The sequence below is a fragment of the Thermococcus gammatolerans EJ3 genome (assembly GCF_000022365.1).
GTDB classification, from domain to species: domain Archaea; phylum Methanobacteriota_B; class Thermococci; order Thermococcales; family Thermococcaceae; genus Thermococcus; species Thermococcus gammatolerans.
In genome coordinates, this window is sequence record NC_012804.1 from 1,853,118 (window position 1) to 1,874,957 (window position 21,840).

Annotated in this window: 25 protein-coding genes, 2 tRNA genes and 1 CRISPR repeat array; of the genes, 8 read left to right on the forward strand and 19 right to left on the reverse strand. The window is 54.0% G+C overall.

Annotation, left to right across the window (positions count from 1 at the left end; all coding sequences use genetic code 11):
• Positions 1 to 11 precede the first annotated feature (11 nt).
• Positions 12 to 260, reverse strand: a complete 249-nt coding sequence (locus tag TGAM_RS09760; RefSeq protein ID WP_015859535.1) for a DNA-directed RNA polymerase subunit H — start codon at positions 258 to 260, stop codon at positions 12 to 14.
• Positions 261 to 493: 233 nt separating this feature from the next.
• On the opposite strand from TGAM_RS09760, the gene TGAM_RS09765 reads away from it, so the two are divergent.
• Positions 494 to 571, forward strand: a tRNA-Gly gene (locus TGAM_RS09765).
• 13 nt (positions 572 to 584) lie between these two features.
• Here TGAM_RS09765 and TGAM_RS09770 read toward each other — a convergent pair.
• The 4 genes from TGAM_RS09770 to TGAM_RS09785 all read right to left on the reverse strand — a co-directional run bounded on the left by TGAM_RS09770 (position 585) and on the right by TGAM_RS09785 (position 3,086).
• Positions 585 to 1,076, reverse strand: a complete 492-nt coding sequence (locus TGAM_RS09770; RefSeq protein WP_015859536.1) for a DUF835 domain-containing protein — start codon at positions 1,074 to 1,076, stop codon at positions 585 to 587.
• 169 nt (positions 1,077 to 1,245) lie between these two features.
• Positions 1,246 to 1,647 carry a methylmalonyl-CoA epimerase gene (mce, locus tag TGAM_RS09775; RefSeq protein WP_015859537.1) on the reverse strand — a complete coding sequence of 134 codons (402 nt, stop codon included), beginning with the start codon at positions 1,645 to 1,647 and terminating at the stop codon, positions 1,246 to 1,248.
• A 4-nt stretch (positions 1,648 to 1,651) separates the two neighbouring features.
• Entirely contained in the window at positions 1,652 to 2,617 is a 966-nt protein-coding gene (gene meaB, locus TGAM_RS09780) for a methylmalonyl Co-A mutase-associated GTPase MeaB (protein ID WP_015859538.1), read from the reverse strand.
• A gap of 40 nt (positions 2,618 to 2,657) precedes the next feature.
• Positions 2,658 to 3,086, reverse strand: a complete 429-nt coding sequence (locus tag TGAM_RS09785) for a cobalamin B12-binding domain-containing protein (protein ID WP_048811342.1) — start codon at positions 3,084 to 3,086, stop codon at positions 2,658 to 2,660.
• A 119-nt stretch (positions 3,087 to 3,205) separates the two neighbouring features.
• Here TGAM_RS09785 and TGAM_RS09790 point away from each other — a divergent pair, with 119 nt between their 5' ends.
• The gene (locus TGAM_RS09790) at positions 3,206 to 3,853 is read left to right on the forward strand and encodes a PHP domain-containing protein (RefSeq protein ID WP_048811343.1); all 648 of its coding nucleotides are present in this window, start codon (positions 3,206 to 3,208) and stop codon (positions 3,851 to 3,853) included.
• 51 nt (positions 3,854 to 3,904) lie between these two features.
• A CRISPR array of direct repeats spans positions 3,905 to 4,697; the repeat unit is 30 nt; unit sequence CTTTCAATTCTCCTAGAGTCTTATTGCAAC.
• Positions 4,698 to 5,150: 453 nt separating this feature from the next.
• Here the strand turns inward: TGAM_RS09790 and TGAM_RS09795 are convergent.
• The 3 genes from TGAM_RS09795 to TGAM_RS09805 all read right to left on the reverse strand — a co-directional run bounded on the left by TGAM_RS09795 (position 5,151) and on the right by TGAM_RS09805 (position 8,033).
• A complete protein-coding gene (locus TGAM_RS09795; RefSeq protein WP_015859541.1) occupies positions 5,151 to 5,708 on the reverse strand; it encodes a Maf-like protein in 558 nt (185 codons plus the stop codon).
• A 99-nt stretch (positions 5,709 to 5,807) separates the two neighbouring features.
• Positions 5,808 to 6,176, reverse strand: a complete 369-nt coding sequence (locus TGAM_RS09800) for a hypothetical protein (RefSeq protein WP_015859542.1) — start codon at positions 6,174 to 6,176, stop codon at positions 5,808 to 5,810.
• A gap of 48 nt (positions 6,177 to 6,224) precedes the next feature.
• Positions 6,225 to 8,033: a PINc/VapC family ATPase gene (locus tag TGAM_RS09805; RefSeq protein ID WP_048811344.1), complete on the reverse strand. Its 1,809-nt coding sequence runs from the start codon at positions 8,031 to 8,033 to the stop codon at positions 6,225 to 6,227.
• Positions 8,034 to 8,130: 97 nt separating this feature from the next.
• On the opposite strand from TGAM_RS09805, the gene minD reads away from it, so the two are divergent.
• The 3 genes from minD to asnB all read left to right on the forward strand — a co-directional run bounded on the left by minD (position 8,131) and on the right by asnB (position 11,165).
• The gene (gene minD / locus TGAM_RS09810; protein WP_015859544.1) at positions 8,131 to 8,868 is read left to right on the forward strand and encodes a cell division ATPase MinD; all 738 of its coding nucleotides are present in this window, start codon (positions 8,131 to 8,133) and stop codon (positions 8,866 to 8,868) included.
• Between the two features lie 9 nt (positions 8,869 to 8,877).
• Complete coding sequence (locus TGAM_RS09815) at positions 8,878 to 9,627, forward strand: ATP/GTP-binding protein (RefSeq protein WP_015859545.1); 750 nt, start codon at positions 8,878 to 8,880, stop codon at positions 9,625 to 9,627.
• A 98-nt stretch (positions 9,628 to 9,725) separates the two neighbouring features.
• A complete protein-coding gene (asnB, locus tag TGAM_RS09820) occupies positions 9,726 to 11,165 on the forward strand; it encodes an asparagine synthase (glutamine-hydrolyzing) (RefSeq protein WP_015859546.1) in 1,440 nt (479 codons plus the stop codon).
• On the opposite strand, the gene TGAM_RS09825 is transcribed toward asnB, so the two are convergent.
• Genes TGAM_RS09825 through TGAM_RS09835 form a run of 3 tightly spaced genes read right to left on the reverse strand, consistent with a single transcriptional unit; the run spans position 11,153 to position 13,859 of the window.
• Entirely contained in the window at positions 11,153 to 12,349 is a 1,197-nt protein-coding gene (locus TGAM_RS09825) for a hypothetical protein (protein ID WP_394295134.1), read from the reverse strand. The genes asnB and TGAM_RS09825 overlap by 13 nt on opposite strands.
• A gap of 45 nt (positions 12,350 to 12,394) precedes the next feature.
• Positions 12,395 to 13,426, reverse strand: a complete 1,032-nt coding sequence (locus tag TGAM_RS09830; RefSeq protein ID WP_015859548.1) for an L-threonylcarbamoyladenylate synthase — start codon at positions 13,424 to 13,426, stop codon at positions 12,395 to 12,397.
• Positions 13,427 to 13,433: 7 nt separating this feature from the next.
• Positions 13,434 to 13,859, reverse strand: coding sequence for a hypothetical protein (locus TGAM_RS09835; RefSeq protein ID WP_015859549.1), 426 nt, complete (start codon positions 13,857 to 13,859; stop codon positions 13,434 to 13,436).
• Positions 13,860 to 13,921: 62 nt separating this feature from the next.
• On the opposite strand from TGAM_RS09835, the gene TGAM_RS09840 reads away from it, so the two are divergent.
• Positions 13,922 to 14,626, forward strand: a complete 705-nt coding sequence (locus tag TGAM_RS09840; protein ID WP_015859550.1) for a nucleotidyltransferase domain-containing protein — start codon at positions 13,922 to 13,924, stop codon at positions 14,624 to 14,626.
• 285 nt (positions 14,627 to 14,911) lie between these two features.
• On the opposite strand, the gene serS is transcribed toward TGAM_RS09840, so the two are convergent.
• From serS to TGAM_RS09855, 3 genes are all read right to left on the reverse strand, one after another.
• A complete protein-coding gene (gene serS, locus TGAM_RS09845) occupies positions 14,912 to 16,279 on the reverse strand; it encodes a serine--tRNA ligase (RefSeq protein WP_015859551.1) in 1,368 nt (455 codons plus the stop codon).
• A gap of 73 nt (positions 16,280 to 16,352) precedes the next feature.
• Complete coding sequence (locus TGAM_RS09850; protein WP_015859552.1) at positions 16,353 to 17,555, reverse strand: molybdenum cofactor synthesis domain-containing protein; 1,203 nt, start codon at positions 17,553 to 17,555, stop codon at positions 16,353 to 16,355.
• A 64-nt stretch (positions 17,556 to 17,619) separates the two neighbouring features.
• Positions 17,620 to 17,697: transfer RNA gene (locus TGAM_RS09855), tRNA-Arg, on the reverse strand.
• A gap of 66 nt (positions 17,698 to 17,763) precedes the next feature.
• Between TGAM_RS09855 and TGAM_RS09860 the strand changes: the two genes are divergently transcribed.
• Positions 17,764 to 18,222, forward strand: a complete 459-nt coding sequence (locus TGAM_RS09860) for an Lrp/AsnC family transcriptional regulator (RefSeq protein ID WP_048811345.1) — start codon at positions 17,764 to 17,766, stop codon at positions 18,220 to 18,222.
• Here the strand turns inward: TGAM_RS09860 and TGAM_RS09865 are convergent.
• Genes TGAM_RS09865 through TGAM_RS09885 form a run of 5 tightly spaced genes read right to left on the reverse strand, consistent with a single transcriptional unit; the run spans position 18,208 to position 21,439 of the window.
• Positions 18,208 to 18,543 carry a hypothetical protein gene (locus TGAM_RS09865; RefSeq protein ID WP_048811346.1) on the reverse strand — a complete coding sequence of 112 codons (336 nt, stop codon included), beginning with the start codon at positions 18,541 to 18,543 and terminating at the stop codon, positions 18,208 to 18,210. The genes TGAM_RS09860 and TGAM_RS09865 overlap by 15 nt on opposite strands.
• A gap of 4 nt (positions 18,544 to 18,547) precedes the next feature.
• Positions 18,548 to 19,267: a phosphoribosyltransferase family protein gene (locus tag TGAM_RS09870; RefSeq protein WP_015859555.1), complete on the reverse strand. Its 720-nt coding sequence runs from the start codon at positions 19,265 to 19,267 to the stop codon at positions 18,548 to 18,550.
• Between the two features lie 58 nt (positions 19,268 to 19,325).
• Complete coding sequence (locus TGAM_RS09875; protein WP_015859556.1) at positions 19,326 to 19,832, reverse strand: YkgJ family cysteine cluster protein; 507 nt, start codon at positions 19,830 to 19,832, stop codon at positions 19,326 to 19,328.
• Positions 19,833 to 19,841: 9 nt separating this feature from the next.
• Complete coding sequence (locus TGAM_RS09880; protein ID WP_015859557.1) at positions 19,842 to 20,096, reverse strand: Lrp/AsnC family transcriptional regulator; 255 nt, start codon at positions 20,094 to 20,096, stop codon at positions 19,842 to 19,844.
• Positions 20,093 to 21,439, reverse strand: a complete 1,347-nt coding sequence (locus TGAM_RS09885; RefSeq protein ID WP_015859558.1) for a signal recognition particle protein Srp54 — start codon at positions 21,437 to 21,439, stop codon at positions 20,093 to 20,095. The genes TGAM_RS09880 and TGAM_RS09885 overlap by 4 nt, the downstream gene beginning before the upstream one ends.
• Before the next feature lie 154 nt (positions 21,440 to 21,593).
• Between TGAM_RS09885 and TGAM_RS09890 the strand changes: the two genes are divergently transcribed.
• The gene (locus tag TGAM_RS09890) at positions 21,594 to 21,803 is read left to right on the forward strand and encodes a hypothetical protein (protein ID WP_015859559.1); all 210 of its coding nucleotides are present in this window, start codon (positions 21,594 to 21,596) and stop codon (positions 21,801 to 21,803) included.
• The last annotated feature ends 37 nt before the right edge of the window (positions 21,804 to 21,840 follow it).

Below are 21,840 nucleotides of genomic sequence, written 5' to 3' on the forward strand. Positions count from 1 at the left end.
CCACCTCAGAATCAGTCTTCCACGACCAGCCGGTAGTATAGGTAAACCCCGGCCGTCGGGCTTTTTCTTTTGATCTCTATAACATCCCCAGGCTTCGCGCCAAGCTCAACGACCGCTGGGTCAGATGCCTTAATCTGCGGAAGCTGGGAGAGTCTAATGCGATACCTTCTGAGGAGCTCTTCCTTTTCCTCCTCGCTGATAACCCTGTGCTCGGGAACCAGCTCGTGCATAAACACACTAAATTCTTTTTTCCCCGCCACCGAGAAATGCCCCCTTACAGTTTTTTACAAGAATGACCGCCACACCCATCGCCTTCCGGTTCACCTATATAAGCTTTTCGTGATTAGACTGCGGGGGGAGGTTTATAGGACTTACGAAAAGTTTAAGAAGCCTTCCCTGTCCTATTGCGGCTTTCAAGGAACAGGGATGTTCAGTGGGCCGAGGGGCAGGAACACGTAAACTTTTTAAACGTGCAAAGAATACTAACACCCGCGCGGTGGTAGTCTAGCCTGGTCTAGGACACCGGCCTCCCAAGCCGGTAACCCGGGTTCAAATCCCGGCCACCGCACCACAATTCTTATACCTCAAAAGACACCGAGGGTTCTCCTCAGCAGGGCCACTTCTCGATCATTCAGGGCATCACCCAAAACTAGGTGGAGCCTCGACCCGTTGAGGAGAGTTATATCGTTCACCTTTGCCAGAAACTTTAGCGTTGGAACGAGACCGGATTCCAGTATGAGGTACTCGATCCCATCCAAGATTACATCGGATTTTCTTGTGGACACATCCTTAGTTACGTAAAATTCCAGCTTGTACAGATCCCTCGGACTTACGGCGTTGAGATGCTCAACAGTCGACAGCCAAAGCAGCCTCAACCTGCTGTCGTTTACACCCAGCTTCCGGACAATTAACTGAGGAGGGTCACGACCTATGAGAAGAACCGGTCTGTTAGAGGACAGTTTGTTTACCACAAGAGTCCTTAACTGGGAAGGATGAACAACTACATCACTTCGCCCCCCGTTGTCTAGAGGTTTCCATCTCAAACCTGAGTGTCTTCGGTACAACAGGGGGCCCATTTTGCCATCACTGGCTCACAGTTTGCAACCAAGATATATAAATGTTGCGAAAATGTATAACAAAATGTATGATCAAATGAACACAATCTGACTAAAACAGAAACTAATAGGTAAATTACATAACGGCTAGTTAACAAAAACTAAACAGAAAAGGTAAGGGGGCAGTAAATCACTCCTTCCTCTCACAGAGTTCGAGAAGCACACCAGTTACGGCCTTCGGATGGACGAAGGCTATCTTGGCCCCGCCAGCACCTATCCTCGGCTCCTCATCTATGAGCCTGTAACCCTTCTCCTTCAGCTCCTTGAGGTGCTCCTCGATGTTCGTAACGCCCAAAGCGATGTGATGTATCCCCTCGCCGCGCTTGGCTATGAACTTTGCTATCGGCGAGTCCTCGGCCGTGGGTTCCAAAAGCTCAATCCTGCTCTCGCCGATGTGGATTATCGCGGTTCTAACCTTCTGGTCAGGCACTTCCTCGATTTCCTCAACCTTGAGGCCGAGGCCCTCCCAGACCTTTATGGCCTCCTCCAGGTTCTTAACGGCTATACCAACGTGGTCTATCTTCTTGAACATAGGATCACCTCCAGAGATCCTCCTTAAGCGTCTCCATCACGATTTGAGAGGCCGAATATGGGTCGAGCTTCCTCTCAACAACCTCCTCGATGAGATCTTTTGCTTCTCCCTTCGCGAGCCTCTCCTCGACTTTTCTCGCTATGGTTGAGGCGATAATCGTCTTCACTTCCTCCCTCGCGCGGAAGGCCCTCCTCTCCCTCAACCTTCCGCTCTCCTCCATGTGCTTCCTGTGCCTCTTTATCGCCTCCCAGAGGGGCCTGACGCCCTTGAGGGTAAAAGCTGTTGTCTCGACTATCGGGGGCTCCCAGCCGATTTGTCTCCACTTGTCCCTCTCGAACTCCAGGGCCATCTTGAGCTCAAGGTAGACCATCTCCGTTCCTTCCCTGTCGGCCTTGTTGATGGCGAATATGTCGGCAACCTCCATTAAACCGGCCTTAATGGCCTGAACCTCATCTCCGAGGCCCGGAACGGTTACGAGAACGACGGTATCTGCTGTTTTGACGATGTCAACCTCAATCTGCCCGACCCCAACGGTCTCGACGAATATCAGGTCGTAGCCTGAAGCGTCCAGAACCTTCACGGCGTCGTTGGTGGCCTTCGCCAGACCGCCGAGGGAACCGCGCGTCGCCATGCTCCTGATGAAGACGCCGGGGTCGGTCGAGTGCCTCTGCATCCTCAGCCTGTCGCCGAGCAGTGCACCTCCTGTGAATGGGGAGGTAGGGTCTATCGCTATGACCCCAACCTTATGCCCCTCGTCCCTGGCGAGTTTGATTAGCTTGTCGAGAAGGGTCGACTTTCCGGAGCCGGGGGGGCCAGTTATGCCGACGACGTAAGCTTTGCCAGTGTGGGGGTAAATCCTCCGTATTATCTCTCTGGCTTTTTCCTCGTCGTTCTCAACGAGGGTTATCAGCCTTGCTATGGCCTTCTTATCACCCGATAGGGCCGACTGGATGAGGGACTCGAGCGTCATTTCCATCACTGGAGAAATTATCCAAGGGGAGAATATAAAGTTAAGCCTTGAAGCGCTTGAGGTTCTCGACGGCCCTGTCAACGAACTCTATCACGGTCTTCAGAGGAGTTCCCGGGCCGAAGACCTCGGCGACGCCCATCTTCTTCAGCTCCTCGGCGTCGTCGGGCGGGATTATCCCACCCGCGAAGATTACGATGTCCTCGTTCGGCTTTATGCCCCTCTCCTCGAGGAGCTTGATAATCTTCGGAATCAGAACCATGTGCGCGCCGGAGAGGATGCTTATCCCAAGGACTGCGGCGTCCTCTTGGATGACCGTCTCGACTATCTGCTCGGGGGTCTGCCTGATTCCCGTGTAGATAACCTCGTATCCTGCCTCCTTCAGGGCCCTCGCGACGACCTTGGCCCCCCTGTCGTGACCGTCAAGACCGGGCTTCGCTATGACGACGCGAACCTTTGAGCGCTCGACCATTGACACCACCGGGTAGGTTTCTCCCTTGTCGTATTTAAAGGTTGTCAAAACTCAAGGTTTAGCTTTACGTTGGATTTTTTGTCCACAAGCTTTTTTAAAGCCCCAGAATAGCCTTGAACATGATTCACGACGCCCACACCCACACGCTCCACTCAGATGGCCTCGGTGAGGTCTTCGAGAACATCGCGGAGGCCGAGCGAAAGGGCCTTTCGCTCGTAGCTATAACAGACCACAGCCACTATCTCCTGCGTGGTAACTTCAACGCCTACCTTAGCGAGATAAGGCGCTGGGGCGAGGATAGTGAGATAACGGTTTTAGCTGGAATCGAGGGCAACATAACCCCCAACGGCGTTGACGTGCCGGACTGGATGGCCAAAAAGCTCGACTTCGTGATAGCAAGCGTTCACGAGTGGGTTGACCGGCCGGAGCAGTACGTTGAGCTCGTCAGGGTTGCACTCCTCGACGAGAACGTCGATGTAATAGGCCATTTCGGGGCAAGCTTTCCCTACATAGGTTATCCTCCTTGGGAGGACCTTTTGGAGCTCATAACGCTCGCCGAGGAAAATGGTAAGGCCTTCGAGATAAGCTCCCGCTACCGCGTTCCGGATCTGGAGTTCGTGAGGGAGTGCATAAGGAGGGGCGTTAAGCTGACCTTCGCCAGCGATGCCCACAGGCCGGAAAAAGTTGGAAACGTCGGCTGGAGCGTGAGCATTTTCAAAAAAGCTGGAGGAAAGCTTGAGGATCTGCTGTTTGAAGAGTTTCTGTAAGCGCTTGGATCTTAAGTGAATTCACATGAGGGCGCCTCAAGATAAACTCCTCTTTCAATTCTCCTAGAGTCTTATTGCAACTCTACGTCGACGTGAACCTCGACAACCACCCGCCCTCGGCCCCCCTTTCAATTCTCCTAGAGTCTTATTGCAACCCGGAACATACATCCAGAGCTACGACGCCTACGTGGCCTTTCAATTCTCCTAGAGTCTTATTGCAACCGGGGACGACTGTAAACGTGAATGACTTGCTAAATATCATTACTTTCAATTCTCCTAGAGTCTTATTGCAACGTGCCCGTCATCGTGGCGGAGGACTTAACCCCTGCTCAAGCGACTTTCAATTCTCCTAGAGTCTTATTGCAACCTTGATCCAGCCGCACATGAGTGTTCTTGACAGGGAGAAACCTTTCAATTCTCCTAGAGTCTTATTGCAACCTGCTCTTCATCAGCGACGTTCTCGACGAGGCCGAACTCTTTCAATTCTCCTAGAGTCTTATTGCAACTTCAGGTGGGTGCAAAACGTTTACCTCGATGCCAAAGCCCTTTCAATTCTCCTAGAGTCTTATTGCAACGTGCTGACGCTGACTGAGGGCTCTGTTGGGGCGTACTTGCTTTCAATTCTCCTAGAGTCTTATTGCAACTAACCGGGGTCACCCTCCACGTAGACGGCGCCTCTTACTTTCAATTCTCCTAGAGTCTTATTGCAACAGGGCCGTCGATTCCGAAGGTTACTCGGGCGAGACGACTTTCAATTCTCCTAGAGTCTTATTGCAACCGGCTACTGGAGCGTTACGAAGACGGTTGACGTCCACTTTCAATTCTCCTAGAGTCTTATTGCAACAGGGCGTGAAATTCGCCCTTTAGCCCAACAAAAGGAGAAGAACGTTTCAATATTTAAGCCTTTCTGAAAATCACCCACAAAAAACCCACTAGAACCCATGAATCAAAGCTTCTGAAAGAGAGATAGGCCAGAACGGAGGGTAATGGACGACCAGAAATCCACGTGCGCTCGGGATGACTGGGATTTCCAAAGCCGTGATCGGTTAGCTAATCCCAAACAACCCCATTACATGGGCTCAACCTCGAAAAAATATGATTTCAGCAGGGTCCAGCCAAATTCACGGATTCAAGGAGCCCCGTCCAGAGTTTCGAAAAAATTCGTTACATCAAACACGACAAATTGTCACATAATGTTACATTCTGGAAAACTTCAAAACCAGTCTCCAGGGTTGTTTCTGGACCACAAACATGAAAGCATGACAAAATAACCTTGAAATTCAAAAAACCGGCCACTTCAGCGTGATAACACCTCAAAGCCGAGCTCCCTGAGCTTCCAGATAATCTCCATCGGGAAGCCGACGACGTTGTAGTAATCCCCTCTAATCCACTCGACGAAGAGGCCCGCTTTTCCCTGAATCCCGTAGGCACCGGCCTTGTCCATCGGCTCTCCCGTCCTTATATAGGCCCAGATTAGCTCATCGTCGAGCTCCCTAAACTTGACTTCGGTCGTGGCGGAGCCAGCTATCTCCTTTCCCTCGTGGATTATGCAGTAACCGGTCGTGACGCGATGAACCCTACCGCTGAGGAGTTTCAGCATCCGGTAGGCTTCCCCTTCGTCACTGGGCTTCCCAAGGACTCTTCCATCGATGCTGACGACTGTGTCGGCCCCGATGACTGTTCCGCCGACGCGCGAGTAAACTTCCCGCGCCTTCAGCCTCGCGAGCTCGACGGCGCACTCCTCGGGAGTTCCCGAACACCTCTCCTCCGCGTTGCTCGGAACAACGTGGAAATCTCTGATAAAGCGCGACAGTATCTCCCTTCTCCTCGGTGAAGCTGACGCCAGAACGAGCATTTCCTCACCCCCAAACGTTAAAAGGAAAGCGCCCAAGTTGGACGGGCGATGACGACAATTTCGCTAGCTGAACGGTGATGAGTACCCTCGCAACCGAGCCTAAGCGAGGCACTCCTCAATGGCTTTGACTATGCACTCGATGTCCCTCTCGAACTCGAGGACCGAACAGCGGTTTCCATCCACCGGCGGGCAGTTCTCCGTTATTTTCCTCAGCTTGACGTGGACGATGCCCTTCTTGCCCTCCTTTTCGAGCGTGTACTTTCGGTAGAGAACGTCGCAGTCCTCGCCCTCAAGTTCCTCAACGCTCGCGTTGAAGCTGGCCTTTATGACCCTGTCAACTCCGTTCACTATCTCCATAGCTATGTCGTAGCTCCTGTCCCCGATTACCATCGGGGGGCAGATGTGCTCCATGTTGTGTTTGTCGAAGCGGTGGAAGCTCTCCGGGATGATGACGACGTCGTACTTCATGGACACCACCTGAAAAAGAATGGGAAGGGGAATTAAAAAGCTTTGGACTCAGGTGCTCGCCCAAATCGGAATTCCTGCATCGATGAGCCTCTTGAGCTCCTTGCCTATCGGCGTGCTCTTGCTCACCTTTACGAGGCCCTTCTTGCTCGGCGTTGCCGTGAAGACGTACTGCTCGCCACCGTAGAACTTGAGCGGTTTTTTCGCGTAGTCGGGCGAGACCCTCAGGACAATCGTTTTCTTCTTCTCCTCGACCTCGACGGGTATCTTCTCCTTGGGCTTCTGCGCTTCCCTCTCGGCGAAGCTCTTGACGTCTATGCTTATGCCTATCCTCTTCTCCAGCTCGGTGATGCGCTTGCCCTTCTTGCCTATGATTGCAGGAATGTCGAACTCGTCTGCGTAAATCACGGCCTTGTGCGGGCTGACTATCTCGACCTCGGTGTAAACATCGGGCAGGAACTTCTTAATCTCCTGCTTGAGCCTCTTCTCGGCGAGCCTGAGGGCAGGGGCCTTCTCCTCCTTCTTGACGGGGACAACGCTTATCTCCTCGCCGTAGGTGTAGATTTCGTACTCAAGCTCTCCAGTCTCAAAGTCGCGAACCTCTATGACGGGCCTCGCGAGGTCCTCCTCCTTCATTCCGCTCGGGACCTTAACGAGGTACTCAATGGTTAGAACCTTCGCAACTCTGCCCGCCTTGATGAAGAGGACCGTGTCGACTATCTGCGGTATCATTCCGAGCTCGACCCTTCCGATAAAGCGCTGGATGGCATCGATAGGCTTCGTCGCGTGAACCACTCCAACCATTCCAACACCAGCCAGGCGAAGGTCGGAGTAAATCTTGAAGTCGCTCGTCTTCCTCATCTCGTCGAATATCGTGTAATCGGGCCTCACGAGGAGGAGTATGTCACCGGTCAGCTCCATCTTACCGTTTAAGGCGGTGTACTGAGTTATCTCCTCGCTCACCTGCAGGTCCCTCGGCTTCTCCATAGTCTTCACTATCTTGCCCATGCTCGCGTACCACTCCGCTAAAGCCTGGGCGAAGGTCGTCTTTCCTTCACCGGGCGCTCCGGCTATGAGTATTCCCTCCGCCTTGTCCTTGAGCCTCTCAAGGAGCTTCTCGCTCAGCTCGTAGTCCTCTATGCTGAGTTTTTTAACCGGCCTGACGGCGGTAATCTCTATCCTATCGGCGAAGGGCGGTTTGGCTATGACGATACGGTAGTTCCTGAGCTGAACGACGGTAGCCCCGGGCTCGTCAAGTTCTATAAAGCTGTCAGGCTCGCGCTTGGCCCTCTCCACTATGTCGTCGGCTATCTCCTCCAGCTCCTCGTCGCTCAGCGGTTCGTCGCGGATTGGAACAAGCCTCCACTCACCGGGCTTCCCCTTCTTGGCGAGCGGCCTTACCCCTGCCTTGAGGTGGACGCTCATCGTCGTTTCATCGAAGAAGTCCTCGAGGCGGTGGCGAACCTCCCTCTTTGCCGTCAGGTAAATCACGTCGATACCCTTCGCTATGGCTATATCCCTCTGCACCTGGTCGCCGGTGATGAGCGTTGCGTTGAGTTGCTTCGCCGTCTCTCTCACGAGGTGGTCTATCTCGCCGGCCTTGGCCCGTCTAATCTGCCAGAGCTCCGGCCTCTCGCCGTAGAACTCGAGGAGTATCTCTCCCCTGTCGGCCATGTCGCGCAGTTTTTTAAGCTCCTCAAGGCCCGTATGTCCTATCGCCTTCCCCTCGTTCGCCTGATGCTCTATCTCGGCTATGACCGCTTCCGGAACGACGACCTTGACCTTCTCGTCGAGGGTTGAGAGGAACTGCGTTAACCTGCCATCAACTATCACGCTCGTGTCAGGAACGAACACTTTCATCTCTCTCACCTGGCCTAACTTGATGGAACGGTTCATAAGGTTTTAGCCTCCCCTAAAGCTTCATAAAGGTTTAGGAATAAGTCCTATGGGTGGGATCATGGGGCATTTGATATCGATAGCGAGCGGTAAGGGAGGAACCGGCAAGACCACGACCACCGCTAACCTCTCCATTGCCCTTGGGAAGCTGGGTAAGAAGGTTCTCGCGATTGACGCCGACCTGACTATGGCCAATCTGAGCCTTGTCATGGGCATAGATGACGCGGAAACAACGATCCATGACGTTCTTGCGGGGGAGGCTTCCATCTCCGACGCAATATATCAGACAAGCTTCGAGAACGTCGATCTGATACCGGCCGCGATAGACTGGGAGCACGTCAAAAAAGCGGACCCCAGGAAGTTGCCAGGAACTATAAAACCCCTCAAAGGATACTACGACTTCTTGATAATCGACTGCCCCGCCGGGCTTCAGATGGATGCGATGAACGCGATGCTGAGCGGCGAGGAGGTTATCCTGATAACGAACCCCGAAATCTCGTGTATAACCGACACAATGAAAGTTGGAATCGTCCTTAAGAAGGCAGGTCTAGCTGTTCTTGGCTTCGTGCTCAACCGCTACGGCAGGAGCGAGAACGACATACCCCCGGAGGCCGCTGAAGAGGTCATGGAGGTTCCACTACTCGTTGTGGTTCCCGAGGATCCGAAGGTCAGGGAGGCAACGCTGGAGGGCGTTCCCGTTGTTGAGTACGATCCCGATTCTGAGGGAGCCAAGGCCTTCATGAAGCTGGCCGAAGAGGTGCTGAAGATAGCCGGCTTCAAGGCGAGGGTTATGTACTGAGGTGATGCCATGATAGTTGCCTTTCTCGGAACTGCAGGAAGCGGAAAAACTACAATGGCCGGCTCCTTCGGAAGGTACCTCGAGGAGCAGGGGCATAGCGTCGCCTACGTGAACCTTGATACAGGGGTAAGAAAGCTCCCCTATGAGCCAGATCTCGACGTGAGGGAGATAGTAACCGTTGAGGAGCTCATGGCCGAGGGATACGGGCCCAACGGCGCTATAGTGGAAAGCTACGACAGGCTCCTCTCGGAGGTCGGCAGGATAGCACGGGAGATACTCAAACTTGACGGGGAAAGGGAGTACACCCTAATAGATACACCCGGCCAGATGGAGAGCTTCCTCTTCCACGAGTTTGGGGTTAAGCTCATGGAGAGCCTCAGCGACCCCCTCCTCGCCTACCTTTTCGATCCCGAGATCCTGAAAAGGCCCCACGACTACTGTTTCGTGAGGTTCTTCGCCCTGATGATAGACCTCCGGCTCGGTACAACGACTGTTCCGGTTCTAAACAAGATCGACCTCCTGAGCGAGGAGGAGCTAAATAGACACAAGAAGTACCTCGAGGACATAGAGTACCTCACGGCAAGGCTTAAATTCGATCCAACGATGCAGGGACTTTTGGCCTACAGGATGTGCTCCTTTTTGCCCGAGGTTTCCCCGCCAGTTAGGGTTGTGTATGCATCAGCCAAGGATGGGAGGGGATTTGATGAGCTGGAGACGCTATCCTACGAGCACTACTGCACCTGTGGAGACCTGACGTGAACGAGCGTTCAAAATCCCTTCCCATCCCTGCAAACTCTCCCAAGTGGGAAGTGCTAAGCCTTTTCTCCTCCCAACCCAACTGATTTGGGTGAGAGAGCGTGTGTCTGATTGCAGGTGGAATTGGAGACGTCAGAGAGAGGCTCATAAAAATGGCCCTGGCTGGAAAACACAGGGGACCGGATGGCTTCGGAGTCTGGACTGACGGAGGGGTGTTGAAATCAGACGATTTCGCGAAGCTGGACGAGATCCCCGAGGGTAGGATAGGCCTCCTCCAGTGCAGGTTAGCCATGACGGGCTCCAAGGAGTTCATCCAGCCGTTTGTAAACGAACTTGCCCTCGTCCACAACGGTGAGATTTACAACCACCTCCAGATCAGGGCGTTCCTCGAGGGGAGGGGAGTTTCCTTCGAGAGTGACGTGGACAGTGAGGTAATCCTCAGGCTCATCGAGTTTCTGAGGGGGAGGGGTCTCAGCCTTCTCCGGGCCGTCAGGGAAGCAATGCGCTGGTTGGAGGGTGACTACGCCGTTGCCTTCTCAGACGACGAGAAGATTTACCTGTTTCGCGATCCCATCGGAATAAGACCCCTGTACTTCTCCCCCAACGGCTTCTTTGCCAGTGAGAAGAAGGTACTGTGGGCGATCGGTGAAGAGGCCGTTCCCATTGAGCCGGGCAACCTTGTGACGATCTCGCGGGGGAGCGTCGAGGTGCGTCGCCTCTTGAGCGTTGAGGATCTGAAGCCCGGGACCTTCGCGGCCGAGAGAGCCCTGAGCTCGCTCGTGAAAACGATCCCCCACTCCGTGAGGCTCAGGTGCGGAAGGAGAACGGGGGTACTTTTTTCCGGAGGTCTCGACAGCTCGCTCATAGCACTCTTGGCTTCTAAGCACTCTGACGTTGTACTTTACACGGCAGGAGCCGAGGGCAGCCAAGATCTTGAGTGGGCCAGAAAGGTGAGCGACATTCTCGGTCTGGAGCTCAGGGAGTACATCTTTACTGAGGAAGAGGTCGAGGAAGCCCTGAAAAGGATCGTCTTCGCCATTGAGGAACCCAATGCCATGAACCTCGCCATTGGGGTTCCCCTCTACTTCGCGACCCTGCTGGCGGGAAGGGACGGGGTTAAGGTGCTCCTGAGCGGTCAGGGCGCGGACGAGCTCTTCGGGGGCTACGCGAAGTACCTCGAAAGGCCCGAGCTCATGGAGGAGGACATCAAAGCGATGGCCGAGAGGAACCTCGCGAGGGATGACAAGATAGCGATGCTCAACGGTGTCGAGGGTCGTTTTCCCTATCTGGCCCTTCCGGTCGTCACGACGGCACTGGGCATTCCTGTTAAACTCAAGATACGCGACGGTCACAGAAAGTTCATCCTGAGGAAGGCCGCTGAGAAGCTGGGACTGCCAGGGGAGGTTGTGGAGAGGGAAAAGAAGGCCGCACAGTACGGCAGCGGCGCCCAGAGGATCATAAAAAGGATTGGGAAGAGGAGGGGGCTCACCCCGAGGGAGCTTGCGGAGACCCTCTTCAGGGAAGTCTTTCACTCCTCCTGACTTATCCCCTCGGCCTCGTGGAGCATTTTAACGAGGGGCTCAAGCTCGGGAATCCCCTGCAGGGTATCGTTCGCTATCTCTATAGCCCTGACCTCGTTGTTTCTGTCGAGGTAGTACTCGGCGTCACAGACAGCAGAGAGAACACGGGTGTCCTTTCTCTGAGCCCCGTAGATCTTGAGGATCGCTATTCTCATGAGGGTGCGGCTCCGAAGGGAGCTCTCAAGGTTCAGGGACTCCTTATATGCCTTAAAGGCTTCCTTCGTTTTGCCCACCGCGAGGAGGGACTGGGCGAGTTCAAGCAACTTTCTTGCGACGTCCCTGTCCCTTCCTGCGCTCTGGAATGAGCCTATGACCTGATACGTAATCCTCACGTTGTTGAGGCCTATGAGCTTGGCCCTGTTTGTATTGCCCGCAAGCAGATACGCGTACTGGGCCTTGAGGAGGTACGTTGTCGTTCCGTCGAGGTTTCCCTCGGAATAAGACAGCTTGCTGGCCTTCTCATAGTTCCTTGCGGCTGTGTCCATCATCTCGATGTAGTGGGCATCGTAGCCAAATATCTCCAGGACGTAACCGGCGAGCCTGTAAAAGGCCTCCGCTGCGCCAGCTGCGTCACCCTCGGCCACTTTCTCCTCGGTTATGCGCCCGTATGCAGTGATGAGCTCATCGGCTATGCGCTTTATCGCTTCCTCATCACCCACTATTTTGTAGTAGCGGAATGCATCTTCATACGCCTTGACAGCAAGCTCTACCTCGCCGTTCTCCATGTAGCTCCTCGCCATGTCCTCGTATATCTCGGCGAAGTACTTGGCGTATTTTCTCAGGTTCTTCTCGTCCCCAACGGTCGCGAAAACAGAGAGCGTTTTGGTACAGTACTCATTAAGCCGTTCCGTGTCGATGTCGAAGCGGCTGAGTTCCCTCTCTATGAGGTCTATGTAAAGGGCCGCGCTCTTTAGGAGGGGAGGCCTGGCCTTGTCGGGCTTCTTCAGCCTGTCGAGAAAGAAGTAGCCGAAGTAATAGTACAGCCTCGCGGCGTCCTCAAGCTTTTTCTCGTCCTCATACTTCTTTGCCGCACGGAGGATCAGCTTAAGGCCCTCCTTGAGCTCACCTTTTCGGAGGTGTTCAAAGCCCAGGTGTTCGAGTTCTTCGGGTGAAGCCATATCAGGAATCAGAGCCAACGTTCTCACCCCGTGATTTGAGGGTCGCACCTATGCAATTCCTTGGAGATTTTTCTATTTAAGTTTATCCGCCCGGATCACCTTGTAGCCGGCGGCCTTCCTGAGACGGTTCATCACCGCCAGACCGAGTCCCCTCTCCTCTATCCCTTCCGCGAGTATCACGTCAACCCCCGCTTTGTCCAGCTCTCTGAGCGCGCGGAAAACGTTTCTGGCGACCTCTTCCATACTTTCCCCAAGATGGAAGAAGGCATCCGCATCGTACTTCTCCGTTGCCATAACACCGACCTTAAGGCCCCTACTCCTGAACTCCTCGACAATCTCCTCCATCTTTCTTCTAACAGCTTCCCTTGGCCCCTCAACAAGTATAACCTGGGCGTTGGGGGAGTAGTGCTTATATTTCATACCCGGGGCCTTCGCAAGGTTCACCTCAATCCCCTTTACCGCAGGATGCACATCAACTCTGCCTATGACCCTTTCAATATCCTCGAGGGGAAGGCCGCCCGGCCTCAGAAGAACTGGAACCTCCCCCGTGAGATCAAGAACCGTTGACTCAACACCTATCGGCGTGGGACCCCCGTCGATTATACACTCAATCCTTCCGTAGAAATCGTCCACGACGTGATCCGCTTCCGTTGGGCTGGGTTTCCCGCTTATGTTGGCTGAAGGAGCCGCTATCGGCCTTCCACTGAGCCTTATGAGTTCAAGCGCTATCGGATGGGCCGGCATCCTCACCGCCACAGTGTCCAAGCCGCCCGTCGTTACCGAGGGAACTTTCTCCCCCTTGGGCAGAACTAGGGTAAGCGGACCGGGCCAAAAACGTTCGGCAAGCCTGAGGGCAACCTCAGGAACTTCCCTCGCAAGCTCAAAGAGCCATTCACTCTCGGCTATGTGGATTATGAGGGGATTATCAGCGGGTCTGCCCTTGGCCTCGAAGATCCTCCTGACCGCCCTCTCATTCAGGGCATCGGCGCCAAGACCGTAAACAGTCTCGGTGGGGAATGCAACGAGCTTTCCCTCTACTATGAGCCTTGCTGCGACCTTCAATCGCTCATCCGGGCCGGCCCTCATGGGGATTACAATGGTCACCAAAGCCTCACCCCTGCGGCTTTATCTCAACTCTCGGCAGGGGAATATGGTAAGGGAGGCGCATCTCCTTGGCGATCACGAAGAGGAGCGGGCTTATCTCGGCGGTGAGGAAGTTTATAACCTCCGCAAACACCTCGGGGGGAACCTTCCTCTCAACCTCCCACGTGTCGAGGATTCTATCCACGTCCTCCCTCCTCTGCGGCAGGTACATAACGGCCCCCTCTATGAGCCCCTCGGCTATCTCGGGCCTGTAGGTTATCTCGTACTTGAAGAGTATTTCAACCCCGTTCATCCTCCCCGTGGGACTTCTAATCTCGCCAAGCCTCATATCCCTGACCTTGGGCGTCAGGTTGACCTCAATCCTGCCCCCAATCGGTGGTACTCCCTTCTTTTCGAACTCTATCTTTGTCAGATTGATCCCTATTACCGGCATCTTCTCCACCAAAGCTCGCTCTTGACGATCCCCTTAAAAAGGTGAGCGGTGAAGTGGATGCGATGCCGAGGGAAAAGGTAGTGAAGATATGGGACGAGCGCGAGGTAATCTACACTCCCAAGAGGTGGCGCTACCTCTGGGAGAAAAGGGAGAAGGCGCTTAAGATTATGGAGCGTTTAGCCCAGTTCGACCCCCTGCTCTACGGGAGCGTTGCGAGGGGAGACGTGAGAAGGGACAGCGACATAGACATATTCATCCCGATTAAGGTTCCGAGCTATCTCATCGAGCTTGCCCTTGAGGGCCTCGTGAGGAGAAGGAAGATAGTCATGGCAACTCCCTGGCACCTGATAAAGGGCGTGATTGAGATTGACGAAGAAACGACCGTGACGTTTCCCCTCATCGAGCCGACCGACAGGGAGCTGGACTTCTACCGCTGGGGAGGGGCCGTTGATTTATGGGGCGTCAAAACCAAGGAGCGCGTTCCGGGCGTCAATAAGAAGCTGATTCTGATAATTCCCACCGAGAGGGGCCACATCGAGCGCGAGGTGGTTGGAAGGGAGAGCGAGGTCGCCAGAATCCTCGGCGTGAGCGTTGAGGTCGTTACCGAGCGCGTCCACGTCCTCACGAGGAGGGACGCGATTGGGAGGACTGGCATTTACCTCAACGAAGAGGTTCCAGACTGGATGACCTTCGAGGAGGCCCTGAAAATCATCGCCGACCGCGACCCGAACGTCAGGAGGAAGGTGCGGGAGCGGGGAGGGGTTTAGCAACCCTTATATTTCTCATCGAGAAACCAAGAGCTTGAAAAGAGGCGGGAGATCCTGAAAAAGACCGCAGGGATTCTGAAAACTGAAAAGCCAGCCAAGGAGCTCAAGGTGGAGCCGTATGAAGAGTTTTATAGGGTTTTCGAGTTAATTAACAGAGAAGACACCTGGGAATAGCCAGGTAATAGTCGCGGACTACATACAGTACAACCCCTTATAAACCCTTGTACTACACACAGTCCAAGAAGCGTGGATTATAAGCAAAAGGGGCAAAAGGGAGAAAGGAGCTCAGTCCTGACAGCACTTCTCCTTCATGCTCGCGGGCAGGATCTCCTTGAAGCCCGTGTACTTCCAGAGGGCCTTCGGGAGCTTTACAACGCCCTCCTCCGTCTGGTGGTTCTCGAGTATCGCTACAATGGCCCTCGACGTCGCGATAGCAGTTGAGTTGAGCGTGTGGACGAACTTCGGTTTCTCATGGGTCTTGTCGCGGAAGCGGATGTTTAAGCGCCTCGCCTGCCAGTCGGTACAGTTGCTGGCGGAGACGACCTCCCTGAACTTGCCCTGGCCTGCCATCCAGGCCTCTATGTCGTACTTCTTTGCGGCTACGTAGCCCAAGTCGCCGGTGCAGATGTTGACGACGCGGTAGGGGATCTCAAGCTCCTGGAAGAGCTCCTCGGCGTTCGCTATGATCTTCTCGTGCCACTCCCAGCTCTCTTCAGGCCTCGAATAGACGAACTGCTCTACCTTGTGGAACTGGTGAACGCGGAATATTCCCTTCGTATCTTTTCCAGCCGTTCCGGCCTCTTTCCTGAAGCATGGACTAACGCCGACGTAGAGGAGGGGCAAATCTTTCCCGTCGAGGATTTCGTTGGCGTGCATTCCGGCGAGCGGGTGCTCTGCCGTCGGAATCAGGTAGAGGTCCTCACCTTCGACCTTGTATATGACGTCCTCGAAGTCTTCAAAGGTGGTAGCGCCTTCCTCGACGAAGCGGCGCACCATGTAGGGTGGGATCACCGGCGTGAAGCCCTTCTCGATGAGCCTGTCTAGGGCGAAGCGAATTAAAGCTAAATCCAGTATGACCAGTTCGTTGAGGAGGTAATAGAAGCGCGAACCGCTGACCTTCGCGGCCCTCTCAAGGTCGGCACCGCGTAAAAGCTCGAGCATGTCAACGTGAAGCCTCGGCCTCCAGCTCAAAACCTCGTAGTCCATCTTCCCGAGGCTCTGCTCCTTAAAGCTTTCGAGGAAGCCCTCCCAGACCTTGGCCTTGCCCCAGAACCTTATTGGAACGTTCTCGGTGTCGTCCTTGCCGACCGGAACGCTCTCGTGGGTGATGTTGGGCAGGCGCCAGAGGTAGTAGTCGATTTTCTTCTTCAGGGCCTCAACTTCTTTCTCAAGCTCCTCAATCTGCTTCACTATCTCGTTGCTCCTCGCGAGGAGGTCCTCTATCGGCTCTCCGGCCTTCTTGCGCTTGCCTATCTGTACTGCCAGCTGGTTGCGCTCCTTCCTGAGCTGGTTGATTTTCTTCAGGTTCTCGCGCCACTTCCTGTCGAGTTCGAGGATCTCATCAATCCACTTGACCTTCTCGGTTTCGCCCCTCTTGATGAGGTCTTTCTTAACGAGCTCGGGCTTTTCGCGGATGAGCTTTATGTCGAGCATAGTCAACACCTTTTGGGAAGAGGGAGGGGAATTTAAAAAAGGTTTTGATGGATCGCTTGAAAAAACGACGAAGTCAGCCGAAGAACGTAACCTCTACCTCCTCCCCTGCCTCCAGTATCTCCACGTTCTCGGGCACTTCAATAAAACCATCCGCATCAACGAAGCTCGTGACGGCACCGCTTCCCTTGAGTATCGGGACTGCCTTATCACCCTCTATTCTAACCGGGAGGAACTGCCTCCTGCCCTTCACCGAGAAGACCTTGTGGGCGAGCCTCTTTTTGACTCTTCTGACCTCGTTCTCCCTTCCAATGAGTTTCCTTAGGAGAGGGGCCACGAGGAGGGTAAAGTTCGTCAGACAGCTCGTTGGATAGCCCGGGAGGCCGAAGACAGGTTTTCCGTCGATCTCACCTATTATAGTGGGTTTTCCGGGCTGGATCGCTATGCCGTGCACGTAGACCCGGCCAAGCCTTTCTATCGTGGAGCTTGTCAGATCCCTCATTCCCCCGCTCGCGCCGCCGCTGAGAACGACGATATCACAGCTCGCGACCCCGTCGAGTATCATCTCCGCGAGGGTCTTGGGGTCGTCTCCGGAAACGCCGAGGAAGCAGGCTTCACCGCCGAGTTCCCTTACGGCATCGGTTATTGCCCTGCCGTTGATATCGTAGATCTGACCCGGTCTGAGTTCGTTTCCGGGAAGGGTTACCTCGTTTCCAGTGCTTATCACCGCAACCTTGGGCTTTCTGAAAACAGGGACTTCCTCCAGACCAACCGCCGAGAGCAGGGCGGTCTCCTTGAAGCCCAGCTTGGTGCCCCGTTTCAGAAGCAGTTTCCCGGAGGGGATGTCAGTGCCCCGTTTCATGACACCCAGCCCGGGGTAGGCGGGCTTGTAGATGAGAACCTCGTCTCCAACGCGATCGACGTCCTCGAACTGTATCACGGCATCGGCCCCCTCGGGCAGGGGAGCCCCGGTAGATATGTATGCCGCAAGGCCCTTCTCGATCCTGAACCCCGGGTTCTCACCGGCGTGAACCTCACCGACGACCCTTAGTTTCACCGGTTCGCTTTCGCTCGCCATGAACGTGTCTTCAGCCCTAACCGCGTACCCGTCGACGGTGGCGCGATCGAAGGGCGGGACGTCTATGGGGGAGAGAACGTCCTTTGCAAGAACCCTCCCAAGGGCATCACTGAGGGGAACCGTTTCCACTTTCGGTTCAAGCCGGAAGGAATTGATAACTTTCAAAGCCTCCTCCAGTGAAACGACTTTAAGGAACGCCATGCCACCACCGGAGAGAATTGGAGAAGGCGTATAAATGGGTTTTGTTAAACGGGAACGTTAAAACTGGCGGACCGGCGGGGCTTCGAACCCCGGACCTGCGGCTTAGGAGGCCGCCGCCCTATCCTGGCTAGGCTACCGGTCCAGTACCCGCTATCTCCTTTAGCGGTGGGTATTTAAAGTTTACGGTGCACTAAGCAGGGGGATGGGTATGGACGAGCTTGATCTCAGGATACTTCAACTCCTCCAGAAGAACGCCAGACTCTCCTATCGAGAGATAGCGAGGGAACTAAACGTCGCCGTCGGGACTGTTTACAACAGAATAAAGAAGATGGAGGAAAACGGGGTCATTAGGGGCTTCTGCGTCGCCATTGACTACGAGAAAGTTGGTTTCGGGCTGACGGCGGTGATAGGCATAAAGGCCAAGGGGCGGGAGATAATGAGGATAGAGCGTGAAATCGCGAAAAACCCGAGGGTTATGCAGGTCTACGACGTGACAGGGGAGTACGACATAATAGCCATAGCAAAGTTCCGGGACAGGGCGGATATGAACAGGTTCGTAAAATGGTTGCTCTCCCTTGAGGGAGTTGAAAAAACGAACACCAGCGTCGTTATGGACATTGCCAAGGAAGACTTCACCATAAGCCTTGAGGCTCTATCTGAGAAGTAAGACCGAATCAACGGCCTCAATGAACCTTTTGGCAAAGTCCTCAAAGGTCTCTGCCGGAAGGACGGTCTCAACGCCGTTGACCTTTCCTTTGAAGATGTACTTTCTCGCCTTTATCTCTTCTATGGCCTTGAAGTCCGGGTTTTCATCTATCGCGGCGTTTAGAACGACCGCGAACTCGTCCTCTGAGACTGGTAGAATTACGCCCTCTATCGTCACGGACTTTCCGCACTCCTCCTCGGAACAATTAAATTTAAAGGGCCGGCCGGGTTCGGCCTCAACCGGTATGCTTAGGCCCTCAACGTTGTACAGCATAAACTTCATAGTCTTACCTCTCAAGGGTTATGACGCTCTCGACGGGTATGCCGTGCTCCTCGCCAAACCTCTTCGCTGTTTCACCAACACTGACCAGAAAGACCATGCCCACCGGCTTTGCACCCGCCTGAAGGGCGAGCTCAAGCAGTGCCCGTTGGGTCTCCCCACTCCTCACCACGTCGTCCACGATGAGAACCCTGTCCCCTTTGCTAAGGGCCCATGAGGGCAGGTAAAGTGTCGTAACGCTTCCAGAGGCACTTGGGACGTAGCTAACCTCGTAGAACTTCTCAACTCCAACTTCCTTCTTCTTCTTGGCGTAGACAACGTCAACCCCAAGCTGCCTGCCGATGTGGACGGCAAAGGGTATGCCATCGGTCGCCGCCGTCAGTATCTTGTCGGGGTTCAGCTCCGAGAGCCTGCCGGCAAGCTCCTCAGAGAGAAGGGTCATGAGCGATGTGTCACTCAAAACCGCCATAGTGTCAAAGAAGCCCCTGCTGTCAAACTTGAGCCTCTTCCTGACCTCCGCCCTGAGATCAATGTAGGGACTTAGGAGCTCGATGAGGGCCTTCGTTCGCTCGGTGCTCGGGAGCACCTTTCCGCGAACGTACCTGTTCAGCACCGTTATCGGCAGTCCCGTTATCTTTGAGAGCTCCTCGTATGTGTAGCTCTTCTTGAGGAGCCTGAGCATGTTAACGAGCCTGATCTTTTCCTGCACTGACTTCAACTGTGTCATGCACTCACCCCCGGTGCCCACTGATTAACAAAAAAATGTATAAATAGGTTTCGGTTGCTCATCTCTCTCCGAGCTTTCGCCGGTACTCCTCAAAGAGCCACCCGTACTCGCGAAGGAGAAAACTGCTATCGACGAGTTCGCCATCGGGATGGTTTATTCCAGGGCAGAAGGAGTCCTCTTTAATGTAAACCTCCATCTTGCTTCCGTGTTTAACGAAGACAAAGGGGTACAGCCTGCACGCCATTGGCCTCTTAGGGTATATCCTGCACCTCTTCGTCTCTGGATCGAGAAAAACGCAACCATCATCGAAGGGTCGCTTTTTGAGAGCATAACCGAGGAACCTGTCGCCACGATAGAACATCTTCTCATAGTCCACGAATTCCCATGCACTGTATCCGAGCTCCTCGATCGCCTCAATGTCCTCGTCGCGCAGCGGGATTTCAAGCTCATAGCAGCAGCGTCCGCAGTCTTCAACGCATTTGAACTTTACGGGTGTGACCACCTCGACCTTCAAAGTTAAAAGATCGACTATGGCCACCAGCGTTCTCTTAGGTTCGGTGGCCACTCTCTCACCTCAGCCCTCCTTTAGGCCGTAGGTGCTGGCTATAAGCGTCTCAGTTAGCTCTATCTCCCTGATCCTCCTCAGGACTTCATCGTGAAATCTGTCAAGATCCTCTATCGTGTCGACCTCAACCCTTAGGATCAGGTCGTACTCACCGTAGACCCTGTATATCTCCTTGACGTTGGGGTGCTTCTTCAGCTTCTCGTAGACCTTTTCCTCAGTACCGGGCCTGGCAACCACGAGAATTATTGCCTCAATCTTCTTCATATCCCCAGCCCTCCAAAGTTGAACTTCTTGGCCATCTTTGCCAATTTTCTTTTGTCTAAGTTCTTAAACATTTTTCGCATCTGGTTGTACTGGGCCAAAAGCTCCCTGACCTCGCGCGTTGATGTTCCAGAACCCCTGGCTATCCTCTTTATCCTGGAGTAGTTTATTATGTCCGGGTTCTCCAGCTCCTCTTCCGTCATGGAGTCCATTATAATGCGGTATCGCCTGAGCTTTTCTTCGCCTACTCTTACGGCCTCGTCCGGAAGGGAGTAGCCGAGGCCGGGTATCATTTGGAGTATCTGCTTGAGCGGGCCCATTTTCTGCATTGCCTCAAGCTGGGCGTACATGTCCTTGAGGTTGAACTTACCCCTCAAGAACTTCTCAACGTCCTCCTCCTTGAACTCCTGCTCCTTCTGCAGCTCTTCGATCTTCTCGAGCAGACCCTGAATGTCACCCAGACCCAGCAACCTTGAAACGAACCTCTTCGGATCGAAGGGCTCGAGATCGTCTATTTTCTCACCAACACCTATGAACTTTATTGGTGCCCCAGTCGCCGCCACAGCCGAGAGCGCCCCACCGCCTTTGGCAGAACCATCAAGCTTCGTGACGATTATCGAGCCTATCGGTGTGGCCTCCTTAAAGGCGAGGGCCTGATGATAGGCCTGCTGGCCTATAGTTCCATCAATGACGAGGATGACCTCGTGAGGTTTTATGGCCTCGCTTATCTGCTTCATCTCCTCTATAAGGCCTGACTCCTCCTTGTGCCTCCCCGCTGTATCGACGATTATAACGTCCACTCCCTTATCCTTGAAGTACTCAACGCCCTCCCTTGCAAGTTTTATGGCGTCTTTTTCGCCGGGATCGCCGAAGACCTCTATGTTGTAGGGCTCAACAAGCTGCTTGAGCTGGTAGTACGCACCGGGACGCCAGGTGTCAGTGCACACGAGGCCCACCTTGTAGCCCCTCTTCTGAAGGTGCCTGGCGAGTTTGGCTATCGTCGTCGTCTTACCAGATCCCTGAATCCCAACGGTGAGCAATATCGTTGGCTTCTCCCGTATCTCAAGGGGAACCGCTTCCTTTCCCAGGAGCTTCGTCAGCTCTTCATAAACTATCTTAATGACGTGCTCCCTTGGACTAACACCCGCCGGGGGTTTCTCGTTGAGGGCCCTTTCCTGTATCCTTTTCGTCAGTTGCAGAACAAGCCTTACGTTAACGTCGGACTGAATGAGGGCCCTCTGGATGTCTCTAACTACCTCTCTGATGAGCGCCTCATCAACTGTACTCGATCTCGCCAGCTTTCTCAGGGCACTGTTTAGAGCCTTGCCGAGCTTTTCAAGTGCCATCTTCACCCCTCCTGAATCAAAGACACCCGGGAGTTAATAACCCTTGTGCCCATCCCGGCGACTTTATAACGTCGATTGTCGAAATCATGTTTAACGATCGTCTTTCCGAAATCTTTTTATACTTTGAGGTTGTATATAATACCGGTGATGCGCTATGGCAACCGTGATAAGAAGGAACCCTGCCCTCTTCCTAAGAGAGCTAAAGGAGTACTACGACGACGTCTGGAAAATGCCCGGAAGCGAGTACCTCAAGGACCCGGACTTCCTTGTCGTGGACCAGAAAACCGGCAAAAAAGCCAAGGTCAGCTTCGTGGTTCTCGAAGATGGCGAAACCGTCAGCGTCGTGTACGACGAAATGAGTTAAACTTTCGTTGTTTGAGCCCTTTCCAATAAGCCCATTT

Bases quoted from the DNA above. Each gene is read 5' to 3' on its own strand.
- TGAM_RS09770 (WP_015859536.1), bottom strand. From the start codon at position 1,076: ATGGGCCCCCTGTTGTACCGAAGACACTCAGGTTTGAGATGGAAACCT.
- mce (WP_015859537.1), bottom strand. From the start codon at position 1,647: ATGTTCAAGAAGATAGACCACGTTGGTATAGCCGTTAAGAACCTGGAG.
- meaB (WP_015859538.1), bottom strand. From the start codon at position 2,617: ATGACGCTCGAGTCCCTCATCCAGTCGGCCCTATCGGGTGATAAGAAG.
- TGAM_RS09785 (WP_048811342.1), bottom strand. From the start codon at position 3,086: ATGGTCGAGCGCTCAAAGGTTCGCGTCGTCATAGCGAAGCCCGGTCTT.
- TGAM_RS09790 (WP_048811343.1), top strand. From the start codon at position 3,206: ATGATTCACGACGCCCACACCCACACGCTCCACTCAGATGGCCTCGGT.
- TGAM_RS09795 (WP_015859541.1), bottom strand. From the start codon at position 5,708: ATGCTCGTTCTGGCGTCAGCTTCACCGAGGAGAAGGGAGATACTGTCG.
- TGAM_RS09800 (WP_015859542.1), bottom strand. From the start codon at position 6,176: ATGAAGTACGACGTCGTCATCATCCCGGAGAGCTTCCACCGCTTCGAC.
- TGAM_RS09805 (WP_048811344.1), bottom strand. From the start codon at position 8,033: ATGAAAGTGTTCGTTCCTGACACGAGCGTGATAGTTGATGGCAGGTTA.
- minD (WP_015859544.1), top strand. From the start codon at position 8,131: ATGGGGCATTTGATATCGATAGCGAGCGGTAAGGGAGGAACCGGCAAG.
- TGAM_RS09815 (WP_015859545.1), top strand. From the start codon at position 8,878: ATGATAGTTGCCTTTCTCGGAACTGCAGGAAGCGGAAAAACTACAATG.
- TGAM_RS09835 (WP_015859549.1), bottom strand. From the start codon at position 13,859: ATGCCGGTAATAGGGATCAATCTGACAAAGATAGAGTTCGAAAAGAAG.
- TGAM_RS09840 (WP_015859550.1), top strand. From the start codon at position 13,922: ATGCCGAGGGAAAAGGTAGTGAAGATATGGGACGAGCGCGAGGTAATC.
- serS (WP_015859551.1), bottom strand. From the start codon at position 16,279: ATGCTCGACATAAAGCTCATCCGCGAAAAGCCCGAGCTCGTTAAGAAA.
- TGAM_RS09850 (WP_015859552.1), bottom strand. From the start codon at position 17,555: ATGGCGTTCCTTAAAGTCGTTTCACTGGAGGAGGCTTTGAAAGTTATC.
- TGAM_RS09860 (WP_048811345.1), top strand. From the start codon at position 17,764: ATGGACGAGCTTGATCTCAGGATACTTCAACTCCTCCAGAAGAACGCC.
- TGAM_RS09865 (WP_048811346.1), bottom strand. From the start codon at position 18,543: ATGAAGTTTATGCTGTACAACGTTGAGGGCCTAAGCATACCGGTTGAG.
- TGAM_RS09870 (WP_015859555.1), bottom strand. From the start codon at position 19,267: ATGACACAGTTGAAGTCAGTGCAGGAAAAGATCAGGCTCGTTAACATG.
- TGAM_RS09880 (WP_015859557.1), bottom strand. From the start codon at position 20,096: ATGAAGAAGATTGAGGCAATAATTCTCGTGGTTGCCAGGCCCGGTACT.
- TGAM_RS09885 (WP_015859558.1), bottom strand. From the start codon at position 21,439: ATGGCACTTGAAAAGCTCGGCAAGGCTCTAAACAGTGCCCTGAGAAAG.
- TGAM_RS09890 (WP_015859559.1), top strand. From the start codon at position 21,594: ATGGCAACCGTGATAAGAAGGAACCCTGCCCTCTTCCTAAGAGAGCTA.